Raw genomic sequence first — 14059 nt, 5'->3', positions numbered from 1 at the left:
TCCGGCCCCGCCGGTCGTTCGGAGATCGAGCCGGAAGACGGGAGCCTGTCTGTGCCGAGCCCGCGGGTCCTCGGTCTGGTGCTGGCCGGGGGTGCCGGACGGCGGCTGGCGCCGCTGACCGCGGACCGGGCGAAGCCCGCCGTCCCCTTTGGCGGGCTGTACCGCCTGATCGACTTCGTGCTGTCCAACCTGGTGAACGCGGGCTACCTGCGCATCGCGGTCCTGACCCAGTACAAGAGCCACAGTCTCGACCGGCACATCACGACGACATGGCGGATGAGCAACCTGCTCGGCAACTACGTCACGCCGGTGCCGGCGCAGCAGCGGCTGGGGCCGCGATGGTTCGCCGGCAGCGCCGACGCCATCCACCAGTCGCTGAACCTCGTCTACGACGACGCCCCGGACATCGTCGTGGTCTTCGGCGCGGACCATGTGTACCGGATGGACCCGCGGCAGATGGTCGCCCAGCATCTCGACAGCGGAGCCGGCGTCACCGTCGCCGGGCTGCGGGTGCCGAGATCCGAGGGCAGGGCGTTCGGGGTCATCCAGACGGCGCCCGACGGCCGCACGATCGAGGCGTTCCTGGAGAAGCCCGCCGATCCGCCGGGTCTGCCGGGTAGCCCCGAGGAGACGTTCGCCTCGATGGGTAACTACGTCTTCTCGACGGACGTGCTGATCGACGCCCTGCGCAAGGACGCCGCGGACGAGGACAGCGTCCACGACATGGGCGGGAACATCATCCCGATGCTCGTGGCCCAGCGGGCGGCGGCGGTGTACGACTTCGCCGGCAACGTCGTCCCGGGCACGACGGTGCGTGACCGCGGCTACTGGCGCGACGTCGGCACCGTCGACTCGTACTTCGAGGCGCAGATGGATCTGTGTGCGCTCGACCCGGTGTTCAACCTCTACAACCGGGAGTGGCCGATCCTCACCAGCATCCCCTCGCTGCCACCGGCGAAGTTCGTGCACGACGGCCTGCAGCGCACCGGCACGGCCGTGAACAGCATCGTCAGCAATGGAGTCATCATCTCCGGGGGCACGGTGCGCTCGTCGGTGCTGTCCCCGGGAGTGCGGGTGAGCTCCTGGGCCGAGGTCGACCACACGGTGCTCATGGACAACGTGCTCGTCGGCCGGGGGGCCGTCGTCCGCGACGCCATCCTGGACAAGAACGTGCACGTGCCGGCGGGCGCCCAGGTCGGGGNGGACAAGGACCGGGACCGCGCCCGCGGCTACACCGTGAGCGAGCAGGGCATCACCGTCGTCGGCAAGGGCGTCACGATCGCCGACTGAACCGGCCGCCATCCGCCCCATCCGCCCGCACCCGCCCCGCTCCTCGCCTCCACCGCCCGCACCCGTCCCGTTTGCACCCGTCCCGTCACGGCACCGTTGGGAGAGACCGCACATGCGCGTCGCCATGCTCACCCGGGAGTACCCCCCGGACGTCTACGGCGGGGCGGGTGTGCACGTCGAGTACCTGAGCCGGGAGCTCGCCCGGCTTGTCGACCTCACCGTCCACCGCGAGGGGCCGGCGCCGGGCGGCGGGTCGGCGGGCGGCGGGCCCGCGGGTGCGGCGCCGTCGACCGGCGCCGTCGACCGACCGGTGGTCGAGAGGGCGGGTGCCCCGGGGGTCGCCGCGGTCGCGGCGCACCGGGGCTGGGCTGCGCTCGCCGACGCGAACGACGCGCTGCGGACCGTGTCGATGGACCTGTCCATGGCCGCCGCGGCGGTCGGCGCGGACGTGATCCACTCGCACACCTGGTACGCGAATCTCGGTGGCCATCTCGCCGCGCTGCTCGGCGGCGTCCCGCACGTGATGACCTCGCACTCGCTGGAGCCCCGGCGTCCCTGGAAGGCCGAGCAGCTGGGCGGGGGCTACCGGGTGTCGTCCTGGTGCGAGCGGGTCGCGATCGAGTCGGCGGCCGCCGTGGTCGCGGTCAGCGCGGGCATGCGCGTGGACATCCTCGATGCCTACCCGGCGGTCGATCCGGCCCGTGTGCACGTCATCCGCAATGGCATCGACACCGACGAGTACCGTCCGGACACCGCGACCGACGTGCTGGAACGTCACGGGGTGGATCCGGCCCGGCCGACGGTGATCTTCGTGGGGCGGATTACCCGGCAGAAGGGGCTGCCGGTGCTGCTGCGGGCGGCTGCGGCGATCGACCCCCGGGCGCAGCTCGTGCTCTGTGCCGGGGCCCCGGACACCCCTGCGCTGCTCACGGAGATCACCGACCTGGTCGAGGGCCTGCGCGCAGGCCGCGACGGCGTGGTCTGGCTGCCCGGGATGCTGACGAAGCCGGAGGTGATCCAGCTGCTCAGCCATGCCACCGTGTTCGTCTGCCCGTCGGTCTACGAGCCGCTCGGCATCGTCAACCTGGAGGCGATGGCGTGCGGCACCGCGGTCGTCGCCTCCCGGGTCGGTGGCATTCCCGAGGTCGTCGACGACGGCGTCACCGGTCTGCTGGTGCCGCCCGGCGACCCCGGCGCGCTGGCCGGGGCCGTCAACGAGGTGCTCGCGGACCCGGTCCGGGCGGCCGCGATGGGCCATGCGGGCCGGGACCGGGCCGTCACCGAGTTCGGCTGGGCGGCGATCGCCGAGCGCACCGCGCGGCTGTACGCATCGCTGACCGGCGGCTGACGCCTCAGCTCGGCTGGAGCCGTCAGCTCGTCCAGGCCGTTTCGGAGACCGGGGAGCGACCNAGCAGCGGACGCCACCAGGCTTCGTTCTCCTTGTACCAGGCGATGGTCGACCGCATGCCCTCGGCGAAGTCGATCAACGGCGTCCAGCCCAGCTCGGTCCGCAGCTTGGTGGAGTCCAGCAGGTAGCGGCGGTCGTGCGAGGGGNGGNCGGGNACGATCGTCTTCAACGACGCGGGCAGACCGAGCTCGGCGAGCACCGTGTCGGCGATCGTCTCGATGTCCGCCTCGACGCCGGATCCGACGTGGTAGGTCTCGCCGAGCCGCCCACGGTCCAGAACCGCGTCGATCGCCCGGCAGTGGTCCATCACGTGCAGCCACTCGCGCCGGTTCGTGGTGGAGGCGTACATCGGGAGCGACTCGCCCTGCAGCGCCCGGGTNACGAACAGGGGGATGACCTTCTCCGGGAACTGGTAGGGACCGTAGTTGTTCGAGCAGTTGGTGATCGTCACGGGGAGGTTGTAGGTGAAGCCGTAGGCGCGTACGGCGTGGTCCCCGCCGGCCTTCGCCGCGTTGTAGGGCGTGCGGGGGAGGTAGGGGGAGTCCTCGGTGAAGGCACCGGGGTCGTTGAGGTCCATGTCGCCGTAGACCTCGCAGGTGGAGATCTGGTGGAAGCGGGCCACCCCGACCGTGCGTGCCGCCTCGAGCAGGGTCTGGGTACCCATCACGTTCGTCGCGAAGAACTCGCCGGGGCGGATGATCGCCAGGCTGTTGTGCGACTCGGCGGCGAAGTTCACCACCACGTCCACGGAGTGCTCCCGCAGCACCGACTCGACGAGCTCCTGGTCACGGATGTCGCCGTGGACGAACGTGACGCGGTCCGCGACGTCGGCGAGGTTCTCCCGGCAGCCGGCGTAGGTCAGGGCGTCGAGCGCCACGACCGCGTCCTCCGGATGCCGCGTCCGCCAGTAGCGGACGAAGTTCGATCCGATGAACCCGGCGGCTCCGGTCACGAGGAGCGTCGACATGGTGTGCCTTTCGATCGGTGCGCCTGCGCGGCGACGCATGCGGCTGGGCGGTGGACGGACGTCGCCCATGTTCTCGTGGCGGGCGGGCAGCGGCCTGGCCGGCGCGCGGCCACCCGGACGACGGCGGGNGACCGTGGGCGCACGGGGCACCTTACGCTCTGGCGCGTGGCGGACCTGTTCGAGGGCTATCCGGCGGCCACGGCGCCCGATGGCTTCCGTACTCTTGAGGTCATGAGCATCGTCGTATCGTGATCGTCGCGCGCCCGACCGTGCCGTCCCTGGTGGGCACGGTGCGCGGTCTNCCCCGTGCCCGACCTNCCCCGTGCCCGNCCTCGGTCGTCCCGGTTCGCCGTGCTCTGGTGGGGTCCCCGCCGTTGTCCGTGTCAACCCGACGTCGCCGGTGTAACGCTCTGACGCTCGCCCGGCGTTGTCTGGAAGCCCGAAAGAGGCCCTACCTCGATGATCATTGTGTCCGAGCTCGAACTGCGTGCCGGAGCCCGCACTCTGATCGAGCCCGTATCCTTCCGGGTGCAGCCGAACGACCGGATCGGTCTCGTCGGGCGCAACGGGGCCGGCAAGACAACGTTGCTGAAGGTGCTTGCCCGGGAGGGGCTGCCGTTCGCCGGCACCGTCGACATCCGGGGTGAGATGGGTTACCTCCCCCAGGACCCGCGTACCGGCGATCTGGCCGACACCGCCCGTGATCGGGTGCTGTCGGCGCGCGGTCTCGACGTTCTCCTGCGCGAGATGGAGAAGCTGCAGCTGGAGATGGCCGAGCTGGTCGACGCCACGGCGCGGGACGCGGCGATCCGCCGCTACGGCAGCCTGGAGGAGCGATTCGGGACGCTCGGCGGTTATGCCGCCGAGGCGGAGGCTGCCCGGATCTGCTCGTCGCTGGGCCTGGCCGATCGGGTGCTCGCCCAGCCCATCGGCACCCTGTCCGGTGGGCAGCGGCGGCGGGTCGAACTCGCCCGCATCCTGTTCGCCGGGTCCGGCAACGCCGACGCGACCCTGCTGCTCGACGAGCCGACGAACCACCTCGACGCCGACTCGATCGGGTGGCTGCGGGACTTCCTGCGCGCCCACACGGGCGGCCTGATCGTGGTGAGCCACGACGTCGACCTGCTCGACAAGTGCGTGAACAAGGTCTTCCACCTCGACGCCAACCGGGCCACCCTCGACGTCTACAACGTGAACTGGAAGACCTACCTCAACCAGCGCGAGCTGGACGAGCGCCGCCGTCGCCGGGAACGCGCCAATGCCGAGAAGAAGATCGACTCGCTGAAGGCGCAGGCCGACAAGATGCGCGCCAAGGCGACCAAGGCGCGGGCCGCCCATCAGATGGACCGGCGGGCCGAGCGGCTCGCGGCCGGGCTCGCCGAGGCGCGCGTCGCGGACCGGGTGGCCAAGCTGCGCTTCCCGGACCCGGCTCCGTGCGGCCGCACGCCGCTGACCGCCACCGGACTGTCGAAGTCCTACGGCTCGCTGGAGGTGTTCACCGGTGTGGACCTCGCGATCGACCGCGGCTCGCGGGTCGTGGTCCTCGGGCTGAACGGTGCCGGCAAGACCACGCTGCTGCGCATCCTGGCGGGCCAGGAGGCACCCGACGTCGGCCAGGTGCATCCCGGTCACGGTCTACGTCTCGGGTACTACGCGCAGGAACACGAGACGCTGGACACCAGCCGCTCGGTGCTGGACAACATGCGGGCCGCCGCGCCGGGGACGTCGGACGTGGAGCTGCGTCGCATCCTGGGCGCGTTCCTGTTCAGCGGAGACAGCGTGGAGCAGCGCGCCGAGACCCTGTCCGGCGGCGAGAAGACCCGCCTCGCGCTCGCCGGACTGGTCTGCAGCTCCGCCAACGTCCTCCTGCTCGATGAGCCGACGAACAACCTCGACCCCGCCTCGCGCGACGAGGTGCTTGCCGCGCTCGCCACGTACCGGGGCTCGGTCGTCCTAGTCACCCACGACCCGGGGGCCGTCGAGGCACTCGACCCGCAGAAGGTCCTGATGCTGCCGGACGGGGTCGAGGACAACTGGTCACCCGATCTGGCCGAGCTCATCACCCTGGCCTGAGCAGGGACCCTGCGCCGGGAACCGAACGGAGAACCTTTGTGAGTACGCAGGGCGGCACCAAGGCGGTAATGGCGGCACTGGCCGCCAATCTGGGTATCGCGCTGGCGAAGTTCGTCGCGNTCCTGGTCACTCAGTCGTCGTCGATGTTGGCCGAGTCCATCCACTCGGTGGCCGACTCCGGCAACCAGGGCCTGCTCCTGCTCGGCCAGAAACGTTCCGTCCAGCCGCCGGACGAGGAGCATCCCTTCGGGTACGGGCGGGCGCGTTACATCGCCGGCTTCCTGGTCGGGATCGTGTTGTTCAGCCTCGGCGGGCTGTTCTCGGTGTATGAGGGCGTCGAGAAGCTGCGCCATCCGCATGAGCTGGAGAGCGGGCTGGTCGCGGTCGTCGTCCTGCTGATCGCGGTGCTGCTGGAGTCCTACTCCTTCGCGACCGCCATGCGCGAGTCGAAGAAGACGAAGGGCGACCGGTCCTGGTGGCGGTTTATTCGGGAGGCGCGGGCCCCGGAACTGCCCATCGTCCTGCTGGAGGACCTGGCAGCCGAGCTGGGGCTGATCTTCGCGTTGCTCGGGGTCGGACTGACGCTGGCACTAGACGACCCGATCTGGGACGGCGCGGGAACGCTGGCCATCGGCGTGCTCCTGCTGATCGTGGCCGTCATCGTGGCGACCGAGGCGTACGGCATGCTGGTGGGCGAGGCCGCAGCCCCGGCAATGGTCGCCACCATCCGCCGCACGCTCGCCGCCGCCCCGGGCGTCGCCACGGTCATCCACCTGCGCACGCTGCACCTCGGGCCGGACGAGCTGCTCGTCGCCGCCAAGATCGGTATCGGGGCGGAACTGGCGATGCCCGAGGTGGCCGCCACCATCAACGGCGCGGAGGCGGCGCTGCGGGCCGCGGTGGCGGTTCCGCTGCGCATCTTCCTCGAGCCCGACATCCTCCGCGACGAGCCGGGTCGACGACGGGATCCGTCAGCCGGTGCCGCCGGCGAGGCAGAGCCGCAGCGCGAGCGCGCTCAGGGCGCCGAGGGACATCAGTACCACCGGCAGGTTTCCCGCCCGTAGCTTGTCCCCAGGCAGTTCCGGTCGGGGACGGGGCGCCACCGCGGCCACCAGCAACCAGGGGAAAACCGGCAGCCAGGACTCTTCGACGTCGCCCTCGGCCAGTCCGAGGACCGTCGCGAACAGCATCGTCGCGCCGGCCCCCACCAGCAGCGGCCAGCCCGGGGTCAGCCGCAGGCGGCGCGCCGCCCGGACGAGAACCGGCCCGCCGACGAGGACGACCACGGTCAGATCCACGGCGATCCAGGCCAGCGTGCCGGCGAGCCCCGGCCGTGGCGCGCTCGCCAGGGCCAGCCCGTCGGGCCAGGAGAAACCCCACGCGTAGAAGAGCCACAGCGGCAGGAGCGCGCCCAGGCCGGTCATGACGTTGAGGATCGGGCGACGGCGGACGAAGTAGGCCGCCGCGACCGCCACGCCAAGCCAGACCGAGGCGTAGCCGAACAGCCCCGCGAGGCCGAGCAGCAGCCCGCTTGCCAGCGCCCACCACATCGAGCGCCGACCCGGTTCGCATCCGACCACCCCCACCGCGACGGCCAGGGTGGCCAGGGTAGCCGTGACGGCGTCCGGGGACGCCGCCATCCATCCGTTCCACGGGGCCAGGACGAGGACGGGGACCAGGCGCCGGGCGGCCGTCTCATGGCACAACGAGCGCACCGCGATCGAGACGGCGGGGACGACCAGCGTGCCCAGGGCGGTGAACAGCATCCCGATCGCGACCGCGCCGTGCATCCCCACCCTGGTGAGCACCCAGACGGTCAGGACGGGGCCCGGAGGATGGGTCGGCAGGACGGCCGTAGTCCCCGCGGCGGCGTGCGTGGTGGTCGCGGTGTAGGAGGCGAGGAAGCCGAGCGGATCGTCACCGACGGCTTTTGCCGCCGCCAGGAGATCCGCCGGGATGCGAAGATCCGCCGTGATCTCCCCGGGTGCGACCAGCGCGAGCGTGCCGCTCCACGCCAGCGATCCGACGTAGCCCAGGACGAGCAGGACGGTCCAGGGCAGCCTGTTCGTCGGGCCGGTCGCCATGGCCGGGGTGTTCGGGGTGTTCGGGGTGTTCGGGATGGCCGGGGTGTTCGGGGTGTTCGGGGTGGCCGCCGGGGGGATGGTCGAGGCCCACCAGGCGGTGAGGGCAATCACGACCACGGCGATCGCGAGCGGGACCAGGACGAGGGAATCGAGACGGGGAGCCCATCCGCCGCGCAGCGGCGGGTCACCGATGCCCAGATCAAGGTCGCCGGTGGAGACGAGGAACATGCCGACGAGACCGCAGGCCACCAGGATGAGCCACAGCGCCGCCTCGCTGGCCTCGGTATGCCCGGCGGACCCAGCCCAGGGCCGGGACAGGCCGCCACGCGGTCCGGGCGACCGGCTGGAGGCGGCGACAGCGGTCGGGTCGGAGGCGCCGTCCGTCGCGCTCACCGGTCCGTACCGAGGCAGGCCGCGTAGCTGGGCACCTTCGGTGCCGACCCGGAGATCATTACGTCACCGACCACCACTGCACGGTAACGAGTCCGGTTCGCTCCCAGCGCCGCAGTTGCTCCCGAGCCGGATGCCGGAGGTGCCGGCGGGGGNGCGACGAGCCGTCCGCGGTCTCGCCGGATCGGGCCTTGGCACGGGAGCGGGCCCGGCCCCGACGAGGNGGACAACCGGTGTCGGATGTGAGGAATCAGTCGAATCGATCGGCCGCGTTCGCGGTCCGTCGGCTCGCTCTGTACAGTGATCGACTGATGGTCGTACCTGCAGCGTTGCATCGAGAGAAGATCTTGATCGCGAAGATGACGATGTTCGTGGCGACGCGCCGATGCTGTTGTCGGGCCGCGTACCGGGGATTGGGGACACTGGTCTCGGTAGCACTGTCGGCCATGCGCGCCTGCTGTGCCAGCGGGTGGGTGCGACCCGTGCCATCGCTGGTGACCGCCGGCATGGAGGAAGGAACGCGAGGGCACGGTCATGCACCGGCGTCGCGTGTGATGGATCACATCTGCTTCGAGTGGCGCGTTTACTCAAGCTGAGTGAAGATCGGTTCGCAGATCATCGAACACGGAGGGGGCCACGTTGGCCGAGCTCAGGAAAGGAACCCGGATCACCGGCGCCGAGCGGGACAAGCTTGCCGCNGAACTTCGGAAGAAGTACGAAGGTGGGCAGAGCATCCGCCTGCTCGCCGAGTCCTCTGGTCGTTCGTACGGGTTCGTCCACCGGATCCTCTCGGAGTCCGGTACGACCCTGCGCGGCCGGGGTGGTGCGACCCGGGGCACCAAGAAGAAAAGCGCCTGAATCATGGCGGTCCCCGCCGCCGCTGTAGCGGCGGCGGCGGCCGGGCTGCGCGTGCGGGTCGCCGGGCCTCTCGTCACGATCGGGATGACGGACCTCGGTGATACCGGCGGGGCCGGTTCGTTCCCGGCTCTCGCGTCGGCGCTGGTCGGCGAACTGCGTCGGTTGACCGGTGAGGTCCGGGTCCTGGTTGTCCGGATAGGTCATTGCCCCCCGCCTGCCGCTGACCTCACCGACCCCGCACCCCGGGTGGGCGAGGGAGGACCTGCGTCCGCCGAGGGGCGGCTGTCCCCGGCCGCGGGCTATCGCGCGTGGCGCGACGCGATGGGGCGGGTCTCCGACCGGTCCGACCTGATCAGTGTGGCCGTCGTGGACACGACGGTCGGCGACCTCGGTCTCGCGGTGACGGTCGCCTGTGACCTGCGGGTCCTCGCCGCGGATGCGCGCTTCCGGCTGACCTGGGCGCGTGACGGCTTCCTGCCCGCGGCCGGTGCCATGGGTCGGCTGGTCGAGCTCCTCGGATACGCGAATGCCCTGGACCTCTGCCTGACCGGCCGCGAGCTCGCCGCCGACGAAGCGGCCAGGATCGGGCTGGCCCAGCGGGTCCTGCCGCGTGAGCTGCTGGACGAGCAGGTCGGCGTGCTGGTCGCGGCGCTCCTCGCGGTTCCCCGCGACATCGCGGCCGAGGTGAAGGCGCTGATGCGCGGCGCGCGGCGTTCCCGTCCCGCCACCCGCTCCGGCCGTCTCAACGAGCGGGCCGAGGACGAGGCCTGGGAACGCGTCGTCATCGCCCGCTCCGCTGCCGGTGACGACCCCGCGGCGGGGTGAGCGGCAGCCAGCACNCCCGACGAGCCGCATCCGCTGCGGGAATGCCCGTCCGCAATTCCTGCTTACCTCGTTACACACTAAACACCGCCGCCAGGGAGGGCTGATGCGACCGGGAACGGACGGTTGGTCCACGATGCGTACCTTCCAACAGGACCGTTCGGTCACCCGGACCTCGCTGCGGCCTGGCACCCTGCGCAGGATCGTCGCCTTCGCCCGCCCCCATCGGCGGCAGCTCGCCTACTTTCTCGCGCTCATCGTGCTCAGCTCGGCTGTCGGTGCGGTTGTTCCGATGATCTTCAAGACGATCATCGACGACGGCATCGTGCGCCACCGGGTGGGGTTCGTGCAGGCGCTCGCCGCGGTCGTCGCGGGCCTGGCGTTCCTGGACGCCGGTCTGTCGCTCGCGCAGCGCTGGTTCTCGGCCCGGATCGGCGAGGGTCTGATCTACGAGATGCGCAGCCAGGTGTTCCGGCACGTGCAGTGCCAGCCGCTCGCCTTCTTCACCCGGACCCAGACCGGGGCGCTCATCAGCCGGTTGAACAACGACGTGCTCGGCGCGCAGTCGGCGTTCACCAACACGCTGTCGTCGGTGCTGTCGAATATCCTGTCCGCCGGATTCGTGCTCGCCGCGATGCTGGTGCTGTCCTGGCGGATCACGCTCGTGTCGCTCGTGTTGCTGCCGGTATTTATTATTCCGGCCCGCTTGTTGGCGCCCCGCCTGGCCAGGCTGACCCGGGAGAGCTACGGGTTGAACGCCGAGATGAACACGACGATGACGGAACGATTCAACGTGTCCGGAGCGATGCTCGCGCAACTGTATGGTTCGGCGGAACGGGAGGACGAGAACTTCCGTGTTCGGGCCGGGCGGGTGCGTGACATCGGGGTGACCCAGGCCATGTACGGCCGCATATTCTTCGTCTCGCTCACCCTGGTCGCCTCGCTCGCGACCGCGATCGTCTACGGGATAGGCGGTCGGTTCGCTGCCCAGGGCAGCTTGGAGGTCGGTACCCTGGTCGCGCTCACGGCCTACCTCGGGCGGCTCTACGGGCCGCTCACTCAGCTCTCCAACGTGCACGTCGACGTCATGACGGCGCTGGTGTCCTTCGAGCGGGTCTTCGAGGTGCTCGATTTGGAGCCGGCGATCGCCGACCGGCCGGGCGCTGTCGATCTGCCGGCAGGCGCGGCGACCATCGAGTTCGATCATGTCGGTTTCCGTTATCCGGCCGCCGACGAGGTCTCCCTGGCGTCGCTGGAGTCGGTCGCCGTACTCGACCCGCGGGTGCCCACGCCGGTGCTGCACGATGTCACCTTCCGGGTCGAGCCGGGGCAGGTGATCGCGTTGGTCGGCCCGTCCGGAGCGGGCAAGACGACGATCAGCCAGCTCGTTCCGCGCATGTACGACGTGCGGTCGGGGTCGGTACGCATCGGCGGGCACGACGTCCGCGATCTCACCCTTCGGTCCCTGCGGTCCGCCGTCGGTGTGGTCACCCAGGACGCGCATCTGTTCCACGACACCATCCGCGCGAACCTGGCCTTCGCCCGGGCGGACGCCTCGGACGAGCAGATGTGGACCGCTCTGGACGCGGCGCGGATCGGGCCGCTCGTGCGCTCCCTGCCGGACGGCCTGGACACGGTCGTCGGTGACCGGGGCTACCGCCTGTCCGGCGGGGAGAAGCAGCGGCTGGCCATCGCCCGGCTGCTGCTGCGCGAACCGGGCATCGTCGTGCTGGACGAGGCCACCGCGCACCTCGACAGCGAGTCCGAGGCCGGCGTGCAGCAGGCGCTGACCGCCGCGCTGGTGGGACGGACATCCCTGGTCATCGCGCACCGGCTGTCCACGGTGCGCGACGCCGACCGCATTCTGGTGGTCGACGACGGGCGGATCGTGCAGAGCGGGACCCATGAGGAGCTGCTGGCCCGCGGCGGGCTCTATGCCGAGTTGTACCGGACCCAGTTCGCCCCGGTCACGCCCGTCGGTGCTGATGCGGGGTGGGCCGAAGGGGCCAGTGCCCCACCGGTCGGGGTCTGACTCCTGGGCCACATCCGGGCGCGCCACGTTCGGGCGGCCGGCGTCGCGCCGACCCGACAGGTGGGCGGCGACCGGCCGTGGTCCGCGGCCGGTCGCCGCCCACGGCCGCCCGTCGTGGCGACACTAAGATCCGGGCTCGGCCGAACGAAGCGCTGCGGCCGTGGGGGAGCTCTCGCCGGCCGCGCTGCCGGCGTGCACCTCCGAGGCGACGACGCTGGTCTCGGCGGGAGCCATGACGTCGGCGACGGCGATGTCGATGTCGCCGGACGGCTGGCGGTGGATGGCGGGATTTTGTTTCATATCGGCTCCGGGGGGACTCGATCGTGCCCTACCGACTTCCGCATCCGAGGAAGCGGATCCCAGGAACGTCCGGCGCCCTTGCCGTCTTTCCCGTATCACGCGCGTCAACCGACAGGGGTGTGGCGCGGACGATATGAACGGTACGCCGCCGTGCGACCACGTGCAGCATATAACGGATACGCCTGATCTGACTACTTCTCGGGCCGCCGCGCGCGCCTCCCGGTGGCCCCCGTGTGCAATGACCGACGATCAGTACTTAGGCTCTGGGTGTGCCCCGTAGAGCCAAGATTGTTTGTACCCTCGGCCCCGCGACCAGCTCGCCAGAGAAGGTCCGGGCCCTCGTCGACGCGGGAATGGACATTGCCCGACTAAACTTCTCCCACGGAACACACGAACAGCATGCCGTCACTTACGCGCGGGTGCGCGAGGCCGCGGAGGCGGCCGGCCGCAGCGTCGGCACGCTCGCCGACCTCCAGGGACCGAAAATCCGGCTGGGGAACTTCGCCGACGGCGGGGTCACCCTGCTGCCCGGTCAGCGGTTCACCGTCACGATCCGCGATGTTCCCGGCGATCAGCATCAGGTCGGCACGACCTACCCGGGCCTGCCGGGCGACGTCGCGGCCGGGGATCGCGTCCTGGTCGACGACGGCCGCCTGGTCCTGCAGATCGACGGGGTGACTGACACCGACGTCCACACCACGGTCGTTGTCGGCGGGCCGGTGAGCGACCACAAGGGGATGAACATTCCCAACGCCGCGCTCACCGTCCCGGCGCTCACCGAGAAGGACGCCGCTGACCTGCGGTTCGCTCTCAACCTCGGGGTGGACATGGTCGCACTGTCCTTCGTCCGGAGCGCCGTGGACGCCGCGGCGGTGCATGCGATCATGGATGAGGTGGGGATCCGGGTTCCGGTCCACGCCAAGATCGAGAAGCCGCAGGCGGTCGCCGAACTCGACGAGATCATCGAGGCGTTCGACGGTCTGATGATCGCCCGTGGCGATCTCGGGGTCGAGCTGCCGCTCGAGGACGTGCCGCTCGTGCAGAAGCGCGCCGTCAGCCAGGCCCGGGAGCGGGCCAAGCCGGTGATCGTCGCGACCCAGGTGCTCGAGTCCATGGTCAGCGCGCCGCGGCCGACCCGTGCCGAGGCCAGTGACTGCGCCAACGCCGTCCTGGACGGCGCTGACGCGATCATGCTGTCGGCGGAGACGAGCGTCGGTGCCTACCCCATCGAGGCCACGGCCACCATGGCGCGCATCATCGAGACCGCCGAGGCCGACCTCGGCCGGATACCGCCCCTGCGGACCGAACCGCGCACGCTCGGTGGGGCACTCGCCCAGGCCGCCGCGTCGGTAGGAGCCGCGGTCGGCGCCCGTTACCTCGTGGCCCACACCCTCAGTGGTGACACGGCCCGGCGACTCGCCCGGTACCGTACCGAGGTCCCGGTGCTGGCCTTCACGCCGATTCCGGCTGTCCGCAACCAGATGGCGCTCTTCTGGGGCGTGGAAACCTTCCTCGTGCCGTTCGCGGACAGCACGGACGAGATGGTCCGCCAGGTCGACAGCGCCCTCTTCCATATTGGCCGATGCAAGCCGGGTGAACTGGTGGTNGTCGTCGCCGGGACGCCGCCGGGCGTGGCCGGCATGACCAACATGATGCGGGTCCATCGCATCGGGGAGGCCATCTGACCCCACCGTCTGAACCGACCCCACCGTCTGGTGTCAGCGTCGCATCCCTGATCTTTGATCCCTGACCGAGAACTGGCATACCTCGAGCACCCCGAGCCGCGCCGACGCCGAGTCCGCCGGTCACCGGCGGCCCGCCGGCGCGGCCCCCCG

11 protein-coding genes are annotated in these 14059 nt (G+C 70.8%); 8 read left to right on the top strand and 3 right to left on the bottom strand.

Annotated elements, in window-relative coordinates; all coding sequences use genetic code 11:
- The first annotated feature begins 51 nt into the window (after nucleotides 1-51).
- Nucleotides 52-1290 (top strand): glucose-1-phosphate adenylyltransferase, encoded by a 1239-nt coding sequence (gene glgC / locus ALLO2_RS05715; protein ID WP_035730389.1) that lies wholly within the window; start codon nucleotides 52-54, stop codon nucleotides 1288-1290.
- Nucleotides 1291-1402: 112 nt separating this feature from the next.
- Nucleotides 1403-2638: a glycogen synthase gene (gene glgA / locus ALLO2_RS05710; protein WP_011436107.1), complete on the top strand. Its 1236-nt coding sequence runs from the start codon at nucleotides 1403-1405 to the stop codon at nucleotides 2636-2638.
- A 22-nt stretch (nucleotides 2639-2660) separates the two neighbouring features.
- Here the strand turns inward: glgA and rfbB are convergent, their stop codons facing one another.
- Nucleotides 2661-3665, bottom strand: a complete 1005-nt coding sequence (gene rfbB, locus ALLO2_RS05705) for a dTDP-glucose 4,6-dehydratase (RefSeq protein WP_035730255.1) — start codon at nucleotides 3663-3665, stop codon at nucleotides 2661-2663.
- Nucleotides 3666-4124: 459 nt separating this feature from the next.
- Here rfbB and ALLO2_RS05700 point away from each other — a divergent pair, with 459 nt between their 5' ends.
- Entirely contained in the window at nucleotides 4125-5738 is a 1614-nt protein-coding gene (locus ALLO2_RS05700) for an ABC-F family ATP-binding cassette domain-containing protein (RefSeq protein ID WP_011436109.1), read from the top strand.
- Between the two features lie 38 nt (nucleotides 5739-5776).
- Entirely contained in the window at nucleotides 5777-6802 is a 1026-nt protein-coding gene (locus tag ALLO2_RS05695; RefSeq protein ID WP_035730253.1) for a cation diffusion facilitator family transporter, read from the top strand.
- On the opposite strand, the gene ALLO2_RS25410 is transcribed toward ALLO2_RS05695, so the two are convergent.
- On the bottom strand, nucleotides 6710-8215 hold the full coding sequence (locus ALLO2_RS25410; RefSeq protein WP_023841551.1) for a hypothetical protein: 1506 nt from the start codon (nucleotides 8213-8215) through the stop codon (nucleotides 6710-6712). The two genes, ALLO2_RS05695 and ALLO2_RS25410, sit on opposite strands and share 93 nt — an antisense overlap.
- A 636-nt stretch (nucleotides 8216-8851) precedes the next feature.
- On the opposite strand from ALLO2_RS25410, the gene ALLO2_RS05680 reads away from it, so the two are divergent.
- The 3 genes from ALLO2_RS05680 to ALLO2_RS05670 all read left to right on the top strand — a co-directional run bounded on the left by ALLO2_RS05680 (nucleotide 8852) and on the right by ALLO2_RS05670 (nucleotide 11924).
- Complete coding sequence (locus tag ALLO2_RS05680) at nucleotides 8852-9070, top strand: helix-turn-helix domain-containing protein (protein ID WP_009399485.1); 219 nt, start codon at nucleotides 8852-8854, stop codon at nucleotides 9068-9070.
- 3 nt (nucleotides 9071-9073) lie between these two features.
- A complete protein-coding gene (locus ALLO2_RS05675) occupies nucleotides 9074-9895 on the top strand; it encodes an enoyl-CoA hydratase/isomerase family protein (RefSeq protein ID WP_011436113.1) in 822 nt (273 codons plus the stop codon).
- A 103-nt stretch (nucleotides 9896-9998) separates the two neighbouring features.
- A complete protein-coding gene (locus tag ALLO2_RS05670) occupies nucleotides 9999-11924 on the top strand; it encodes an ABC transporter ATP-binding protein (RefSeq protein WP_011436114.1) in 1926 nt (641 codons plus the stop codon).
- A 123-nt stretch (nucleotides 11925-12047) separates the two neighbouring features.
- Here ALLO2_RS05670 and ALLO2_RS26210 read toward each other — a convergent pair whose 3' ends face one another.
- Complete coding sequence (locus ALLO2_RS26210) at nucleotides 12048-12224, bottom strand: hypothetical protein (RefSeq protein ID WP_023841550.1); 177 nt, start codon at nucleotides 12222-12224, stop codon at nucleotides 12048-12050.
- Nucleotides 12225-12493: 269 nt separating this feature from the next.
- Here ALLO2_RS26210 and pyk point away from each other — a divergent pair, with 269 nt between their 5' ends.
- A complete protein-coding gene (pyk, locus tag ALLO2_RS05665) occupies nucleotides 12494-13909 on the top strand; it encodes a pyruvate kinase (protein ID WP_011436116.1) in 1416 nt (471 codons plus the stop codon).
- Nucleotides 13910-14059 lie beyond the last annotated feature (150 nt).

This window comes from Frankia sp. Allo2 (genome assembly GCF_000733325.1).
Taxonomy (GTDB): Bacteria; Actinomycetota; Actinomycetes; order Frankiales; family Frankiaceae; genus Frankia; species Frankia casuarinae.
This window is presented reverse-complemented; position numbering and strand designations above follow the sequence as displayed.